5 protein-coding genes are annotated in these 5,666 nt (G+C 71.0%); 2 read left to right on the top strand and 3 right to left on the bottom strand.

The genetic code is table 11. The features are described 5' to 3' along the window. The 3 genes from C569_RS0129335 to C569_RS0129345 form a co-directional block, all read right to left on the bottom strand. Nucleotides 1-665, bottom strand: a 665-nt coding sequence (locus C569_RS0129335; RefSeq protein WP_018789258.1) for a response regulator transcription factor, incomplete at its 3' end; no start/stop codon positions are given. Nucleotides 666-811: 146 nt separating this feature from the next. Continuing rightward, nucleotides 812-3,265 (bottom strand): FtsX-like permease family protein, encoded by a 2,454-nt coding sequence (locus tag C569_RS0129340; RefSeq protein WP_018789259.1) that lies wholly within the window; start codon nt 3,263-3,265, stop codon nt 812-814. Then, entirely contained in the window at nt 3,262-4,041 is a 780-nt protein-coding gene (locus C569_RS0129345) for an ABC transporter ATP-binding protein (RefSeq protein ID WP_051090563.1), read from the bottom strand. Before C569_RS0129345 ends, C569_RS0129340 begins: the two co-directional genes overlap by 4 nt. A gap of 110 nt (nt 4,042-4,151) precedes the next feature. On the opposite strand from C569_RS0129345, the gene C569_RS0129350 reads away from it, so the two are divergent. Both C569_RS0129350 and C569_RS0129355 read left to right on the top strand, forming a co-directional pair. Further along, complete coding sequence (locus tag C569_RS0129350; protein WP_018789261.1) at nt 4,152-5,276, top strand: sensor histidine kinase; 1,125 nt, start codon at nt 4,152-4,154, stop codon at nt 5,274-5,276. After that, on the top strand, nt 5,273-5,666 hold a 394-nt coding region (locus C569_RS0129355; protein ID WP_018789262.1), incomplete at its 3' end, for a response regulator transcription factor. The genes C569_RS0129350 and C569_RS0129355, both read left to right, overlap by 4 nt.

Consider the following 5,666-nt stretch of genomic DNA (forward strand, 5'->3'; position numbering starts at 1 on the left):
TGGGACGGCGAGGCCAGGTCGTCGGCCGTCAGGCCAGCGGCGTAGGCACGCACCGCCGCCTGAACCCGATTGGCCACTCCGAGTTTGTTCAGGATGCTGCTGACGTATTCCTTGACGGTTGAGTCGCTGAGGAACAGCTTCCGGCTGATTCCCGCGTTGGTCAGTCCGAGGCCGAGCAACCTCAGGACCTCCTGCTCCCGCTGCGAGAGTTGCCGGACACTGTCCTCCACCGACGACCCGGGAAATGGCACGCCGCGGAAGCTTGTCCGCAGAACGCTCGACCAGGCTTCGGGTGCCAGCACAGTGGCGCCGGTGGCGAGCGCCTGCACCGCGACCACCAACTGCTCCGGCTGGGTGTCCTTTAGCAGGAAACCGGACGACCCGGCCCGCAGTGCATCGACGACCGACTCGGAGGGCGCCAATGCGGCCAGCATTGCGACCGCAGGCGGTGGGGTGAGAGTACAAAGTTGGCCCAGGACCGCCAGGCCATCCGGTTTCGTGGTCTGCGCGTCGACGAGCGCGACCGCGGGCCGGCATTCCTCTGCTGCCGACCGGGCGTGCCGGCCGGCCGATGTCGCCACGACGAAACCTCCAGCGGTTTCCAGGATCATCTTGAGGCCGACACTCACCAGGACTTCATCGCCTACCACCAGCACGTCCGTCACACCGTTGCCCCCGCACGCATTGTGAACCGAAATGGAGCGTGTTGCTCAAATGGCGACACGCCGTCATGTTATATGACTCATCAGATCAAAACAATGCTTATCTATACTTATAGTGATCAGAGCGTCACCGGGGCTGGAGAGTGCGGCTAGTGGGTCAGGCCCTGCGCGGGAGAGATCCGCGTCGCTCGTCGGGCCGGCGCCACGCTGGCCAGCACCCCGGTCACCACGGCCGCGAGCAGCAGCAGACCCAGTTGCCCCCAGGGCAGCCGGATGACAGGTGTGGCCGTGGCGCCGACCGTGGCGGTGACCCCGACCAGGCCCACCGGAACGCCGATCACGACGCCAGCGGCGGCACCGACCAGCGTGATGGTCACCGCCTCGATGGCGAGCATCGCCCGCAGCCGCCCGCGCCGGGTGCCGAGCGCACGCAGCAGCGCCATCTCCTGGGTACGCTCGATGACCGACAATCCCAGCAGGTTCGCTATGCCGAGCAGTGCGATGATCACGGTCACGCCGAGCATCGCGAGCGAGAGTCCGAGCAGGATGGCGAGCACGTCGGCGATGTCGCTGCCCTCCGTGATACCGCCGCCCAGTTCCACGGCGGGGTCGCTGGCTGCGACGGCGTTCACCCGATCGGCCAGGAGGGCGCGGTCGAATCCGGGACGCGCCACTGCCCAGGCGGTCGTGGGGACCGCCGCCACACCCTGGGCCGCGAGCGCGTCGGAGGAGGTCACCCCCAGGAGCTGACCCGTGGTGTCGGCCAGCCGGCTCGCGTGCGCGATGAACTGCAGAGTCCGGTTACCCACGCCGACGCTGACCGGGCTGCCGTCCGACAGGCCGCGCGCGGCGAGATAGGCGGCGGGCAGCAAGACGATCGGCGGGCCGGCGGACGCGGCGAGTTCGGGAGCCAGAGTGCCCGCCAGCGCGGTGGGCAGGGCCGCGAGCTGGGCGGGCGTCGCCTTGCCGCCGTCGGAGAATCGGGCGTCCACGGTGGCCACGGTGGACGCGACGGACAGCTCCGGCACCGCAGCGAGGCGCCGGACAGTGTCCCCACTGATGGGCCCGCCGTCGGTGCGTGCGCTCACGGCCACCGGGTATCGGGCCTCAAGGTCGGCGTCGATGGTGGCCCGTCCCGTGGTGGCCGCCACGGCCAGACAGGCGATCAGAGCCGAACCCACCACCACCGCCATCGCCGCCGCGGCGGTCCGGCGAGCGTTCTGGCTGAGGCTGCTGCCCGACAGGCCGGCGGCCACGCCGAAGCGCTCCAGGAGCCAGGTGACCGAAGGAAGCAGCACCGCGATCAGTCGGGGCAGGGCGATCAACAGACCGACCGCCAGCAGCAGCCCACCGACGAGTGCCAGCGGCAGCGAGGCGCCGATCCCGGCCACGGCCAGCACTGCGGCGGCGACGACCGTGACCACCGCGCCGGCGACCAGACGACGCCCACCGCGGACCGCGCCCGCGGGCGGTTCGGCGGCCTCCTGTAGGGCACGGACCGGCGGGATCCGGGTGGCGCGTCGCGCCGGGAGCCAGGCGGCGGCCAGCGTGGCCAGCACTCCCACGAGCACGCTGCCTGCCAAAGCCAGGGGGTTCACCCGCAGGCCACCACCGCTGATGTCGAGCAGGGCGGCGCCGAGGTAGCCGACGGCGACTCCCGCCGCGGCACCCGCTGTCGCGCCGACCGCGCCAGCGATGGTGGCCTCGGCCAGCAGCATCCGGCTCGCCTGGCCCCGGTGGCCGCCGACGAGCCGCAACAGTGCGATCTGCCGAACCCGCTGGACGATCACCACGTGAAAGGTGTTGGCGATGACCAGGACGGAGGCCAGGAGGGCCACCGCGGCGAAGGCCATCATCAGCACGACCAGCTGGGTGTTGCCCCCGGCAAAGCGCGCTGCGGCCTGGTCGGCGGCCGCGGCGGCGCTCATCGCCGAGGCACCCGGCGGCAGCGCGCGGTCGACCGCATCGATGGTGGCCGCGAGGCGGTCCGGGTCGTCGACCGTGGCCAGCGCCGCCGGCGGCACGTCCCCGGCGAAGAACGACGGGTCGGCGTAGAAGCGGAACGACGATCCGGTCAACGGCCGGAATCCGAGATCGGTCGAGCCCGTCACGGTGACGGTCACCGGCTGCTTGTCGCCCTGCCGGAAGATCAGCTGGCCGCCGACGCCGACGCCCAGGTCGTCGAGGGTCCGCTGATCCGCGACGACCTGCCCCGTGCCGTTGGGCCAGGACCCGTGATCCAGGTGGAACCAGCGGATTTCGGGCGTGGCGGCAATGCTCTGTACGTTGGCCGAACCGCGCCGGTCGCCGCCGAAGACGTTGACCGTACGCGCGAACTGGGGGTCGACGGTGCGGACGCCGGCAACGTCCGCCACGGCCCGGTACCAGCCCGGGTCGCGTACCGAACTCTCGGCGTCGAGAACGATGTCGGCCGTGGTCAATGGCGCTGCGGCGGTTAGCCGCAACCCCTTACCCGAGGTGGCGGCGAAGGTGGCCGTGGCGGCGAGGAAGCCCGTCGCCAGCAGCACCGCAGCGATGATCGCCAGCAACCGCGCCGGATAGGTGCGGACCTGCGCCCAGGCCAGTGCGAAGATCATGATCACACCGTCACCGACGCCAGCGAGGCGAGGATCGTCTCCCGTGAAGGGCGACGCAGCTCGTCGTGGATGCGGCCGTCGGCCATCACCAGGACCCGGTCGGCGTACGTCGCCGCTCCCGGATCATGGGTCACCATGATGATCGTCTGACCGTACTGCTGTGCCGCGTCACGGAGGCCGCCCAGCAGGGCCCTGCCGGTGGCGATGTCGAGCGCGCCGGTCGGCTCGTCGGCGAAGACGACGGAGGGCTGGGCCAGCAGGGCCCGGGCCACCGCGACGCGCTGCTGCTGGCCACCGGACAACTCGGCCGGACGGTGCTCGAGGCGGTCGCCGATCTGCAGCGCGTCGGTGATGACCCGCAGTTGTGCGGCGTCGACGGGCCGGCCGGCGAGCCGCAGCGGCAGCGTGATGTTCTGCCGGGCGGTCAGCGTGGGCAGCAGGTTGAACGCCTGGAAGACGAACCCGATCCGGTCTCGCCGCAGTTCGGTCAGCGAGCGGTCGTCGAGCCCCACCAACGACGTGCCGGCGACGCTGATCGAGCCCTCAGTGGGCGTGTCTAGGCCGGCCAGCAGATGCATCAGGGTGGTCTTGCCGGAGCCGGACGGGCCCATGATGGCGGTGAACTCGCCGGCGGCGAAGTCGGCGGAGACGCCGTCCACCGCCCGCACCGTGGACTCGCCGGTCCCGTACGTCTTGCGGACGTCCCGGCAGCTCACCATGTCGGCATACGTCGTCTGCGTCGTCACCTCATCGACGGTAGGGAGGCCCCCGGCCGTGCACATCCGTCCCCGGCATCGAGTTTCCTCCTCGACCGGTACCTTGGTATCAAGCCTCCGGTATCGCTCGGAAAGCCGTGATTCCGCTGCCGCGCTCCGCTGCCTACGCTGGGGGAGTGCGGACCGAGACGAAGCAGACGCTGGCGGTCGACGCTGGCCTCGCCCTCGCCGTCGTGGTCGGTTGTCTGCTGCTCGGTCTCGCCGGTCTGCCCGACTGGTACTGGTCGGCACTGGTCGCGGTGCCCCTGGCGATCCGCCGCGTCGCGCCGCTGACCATGCTTGCTCTGGTGGCGGTCATCTCGGGCACGCACCTGCTGGTGGCGCACAGTTTCCTGTTCCCCGGCGACCTCGTCGGCCTCGTCGCCATCCACGCGGTCGCTGCGTACGCGACGGACCGGCTGCGGCACGCCGGTCTGCTGCTCGGCGCGGCCGGTGCTCTCGTGGTCGCCGGCTACGCCCTGCACGACCGTCGGCTCGGCGCCGGGCTGCCCGGTGTACTGATCATGGCGACTTCGCTCGCCGCGTGGTCGACCGGGCTGATGCAACGCCAGCAGCGCAGCGCCGTCGACCATGCCGAGCGCCGCCGGCGGCTCGCCGAACAGGACAGCGCCATGCGCGCCCAACTCGCGGTTCATGAGGAGCGGAGCCGGATCAGCCGGGAGATGCACGACATCATCGCGCACTCGTTGGCCTCGATCATCGCCCAGGCCGAGGGCGGTCGGGCCGCCGCCCGCGCCGACGCCGTGGTCGCCGGTCCGCTGTTCGACCGGATCGCGGGCACGGGTCGTGAGGCGCTCGCCGACGTCAAACGCCTGCTTACCGCCGTTGACCGCGACGACGACCTGGACGCCAAGGGGCTGCGCGAGCTGCCGGCCCTACTGACCAGCGTCGCCGCCGCCGGTCTGCGGGTGACCGTCACCACGGACGGCAGCGAACAGCCGCTCGGACCGGGCATGGACCTCGCCGTCTACCGGGTGATCCAGGAATCGCTCACCAACGTCATCAAGCACGCCCCCCGGCAACAGGCGCACCTACGCATGTGCTGGACGCCGGAGGTGCTCACCGTCACCGTGACCAGCCCGTCGGTGGGGCCGGGTGGCAGCGCGCCGGTGGAGGGGCGGGGCGTGTCCGGTATCCGGCAGCGGTGCTCGTTGTTCAACGGGGCCTGCACTCTCACCGCCGGGTCGGAGTTCGCGGTCACCACCACATGGCCGCTGGTCCAGGAGGAAGTGGCGCAATGACCGAGCCGCTCATCACGGTGCTCATCGCCGACGACCAGGATCTGGTCCGCACCGGGTTCGCCCTGGTCGTCAACTCGGCCCCCGACATGCGCGTGGTCGCCACCGCCGCGACCGGCAAGGAAGCCGTCGCACTCGCGGCCGAGCGCTGCCCGGACGTCATCCTGATGGACATCCGTATGCCGGACACCGATGGGATCATCGCCACCCGCACCATTCTCGCGGCTCCCGGGCCCACCCCGAAGATCGTGGCGCTGACCACGTACGACAACGACGACTACGCGACCCGGATCCTGAACGCCGGAGCCAGCGGCTATCTGCTGAAGGACGCGACCGCCGAGGGGCTGACCGCGGCCATCCGTACGGTCCACCGTGGCGGATCGGTCATCGCAC

The sequence above is a fragment of the Micromonospora sp. CNB394 genome (assembly GCF_000374985.1).
Lineage (GTDB): Bacteria > Actinomycetota > Actinomycetes > Mycobacteriales > Micromonosporaceae > Micromonospora > Micromonospora marina.

Bases quoted from the DNA above. Each gene is read 5' to 3' on its own strand.
- C569_RS0129345 (WP_051090563.1), bottom strand. From the start codon at position 4,041: ATGTGCACGGCCGGGGGCCTCCCTACCGTCGATGAGGTGACGACGCAG.